The following is a 2,138-nucleotide window of genomic DNA, read 5'->3' on the forward strand; positions in this document are numbered from 1 at the left end:
TTTCCGCTTCGACGACCGCATCGAGGGGACCCTCATCTGCTCTTTGAGGTCAACACTTGAGCCCGGCATCACCAGGACGTCACGTGAGCCGGAGCCCGCGAAGCGTTTGCGGGCATAACATTTGACGAGTTTTGCGCAATGCATGGTGCAGGACGCCTCAATCGGTCGCTGCGATCGCTGAGGCCCCAGGCCGACCTGATGAAGGCTGCCGCCAAAGGCGCGCTGATCTTGTTGCGCGCGCAACTGGCGCCGCTGCGCGAGCGGCTGGCCGCGATCAAACTCGCCCGCGCCAAACGGCTGACCGAGCGCGAGAAAAATCCCCACCGGCTGATCGCGCGGTTCGAGCGCTATATTCCGCAACGCGTCGGCGTCACCGCGACCGTGGTGATGCTGTTCGGCAGCGCCGGCCTTGGCATCGTCAAGGGCGGCCATGTCGAGGAACTGACCACCGCGCTCAGCGACACCCGCAACGCGCTGGCGAATTCCGCCGGGTTCAAGATCACCGCCGTCGCCATCAATGGCCGCAAGCAATTGACGCAGGACGAGGTGCTGGCGATCGGCGGCGTCAACGGCCGTTCGTCGCTGCTGTTCCTCGACGCCGCCGTGGTGCGCGACAAGCTGAAGACCAATCCATGGATCGGCGAGGCGACCGTACAGAAATTCTATCCCGGCCAGCTGCAGATCGACATCACCGAGCGTTCGGCATTCGCGTTGTGGCAGCAGGACGGCCGTTTGTCGGTCATATCAGATGACGGCGCGGTGCTGGAGCCCTATGTTTCGCGCCGCTTCAAAGGCCTGCCGCTGGTGGTGGGCAAGGGCGCCGAAACCCGCGCGCGGGATTTCCTCGCGCTGCTCGATCGCTATCCGCAGGTGCGCACGGTGATGAAGGCGGCGGTGTTCGTTGGCGAACGGCGCTGGAACCTGCGGCTCAAGGATGGCCTCGACGTGCGGCTGCCGGAAAACGACGTTGGCAACGCGCTGGCGGCATTGTCGAAACTCGACAGGGAAGACCGGCTGTTCTCGCGCGACGTCATCGCGATCGACATGCGGCTGCCGGACCGGCTCACGGTGCGGCTGTCCGACGAGGCCGCCAAGGCGCGCGAAGACCTGTTCAAGGACAAGAAGAAAAAGGCCGGCAGCGCATGAGCGGCCTTGAACGCAAACAGACGCCGAAGACGCGCCCGATGCCGCAGAAGCGCACCGCGCTGGTGGCCTCGCTCGATGTCGGCACCAGCAAGATCGCCTGCATGATCGCGCGGCTCAAACCGTGCCCGCCGAACGATGCGCTGCGCGGCCGCAGCCATGCCGTCGAATTGATCGGCTACAGCCAGATTCAGTCGCGCGGCGTCAAGGCAGGCTCGGTGGTCGATCTTGCCGAATGCGAACAGGCGGTGCGGCAAGCGGTGGCGCTGGCCGAGCGGATGGCGAAAGTCCGCGTCGAATCCGTATTGCTGTCGGTATCCGGCGGGCGGCTGCAGGGCCAGTTGATCGAGGCCGCGGCCGATATCAAGGGCGGCGCCGTTACATCAGCCGATGTCACCCGCGTCACCTCGACCGGGATGCGGCACGCCACCGGCGTCGGCCGCACCGTGCTGCATGCGCTGCCGGTCGGCTACGCGCTCGACGGCGTCAAGGGCATCCGCGATCCCCGGGGCATGGTGGCGCGGCAGTTCGGCGTCGACATGAATGTCGTCACATCGGACGCCACCGTCGCCAAGAACCTGATGCTGGTGGTGGAACGATGCCATCTCAATGTCGAGGCGATGGCGTCCAGCCCCTATGTGGCCGGTCTGTCCGTATTGACCGATGACGAAGCGGATCTCGGCGCCGCCGTGATCGAGATGGGCGCGGGCACCACGACGATGGCGATCTATTCCGGCGGCCGCTTCGTGCACGCATCCGGATTTGCGGTCGGCGGGCAGCACATCACCATGGATCTTGCCCGCGGACTTGGTGCATGCATTGCGGATGCCGAGCGAATCAAGACGTTATATGGCACCGTGCTGACCGGCGGGTCCGATGCGCGCGAGTTGATGTCCGTGCCATCGGCCGGAGACAATGATCGCGATGTTCCGCAGATCGTGTCCCGCGCCACGATCGCCAACATCGTCCGGCAGCGCGCCGAGGAGATTTTTGAG

General features: G+C 65.2%; 2 protein-coding genes. Both read left to right on the top strand.

Translation table 11 applies throughout. The features are described 5' to 3' along the window. The first annotated feature begins 138 nt into the window (after window positions 1–138). Window positions 139–1,146 carry a cell division protein FtsQ/DivIB gene (locus VGP39_RS05070; protein ID WP_327567017.1) on the top strand — a complete coding sequence of 336 codons (1,008 nt, stop codon included), beginning with the start codon at window positions 139–141 and terminating at the stop codon, window positions 1,144–1,146. Beyond that, a partial coding sequence (gene ftsA, locus VGP39_RS05075) for a cell division protein FtsA (protein ID WP_327567018.1) occupies window positions 1,143–2,138 on the top strand: 996 nt, incomplete at its 3' end. The genes VGP39_RS05070 and ftsA, both read left to right, overlap by 4 nt.

The sequence above is a fragment of the Bradyrhizobium sp. genome (assembly GCF_036009065.1).
Lineage (GTDB): Bacteria > Pseudomonadota > Alphaproteobacteria > Rhizobiales > Xanthobacteraceae > Bradyrhizobium.

What these genes read in the sequence shown, in the direction of transcription:
- VGP39_RS05070 (WP_327567017.1), top strand. Translation starts at nt 139, where the DNA reads ATGCATGGTGCAGGACGCCTCAATCGGTCGCTGCGATCGCTGAGGCCC.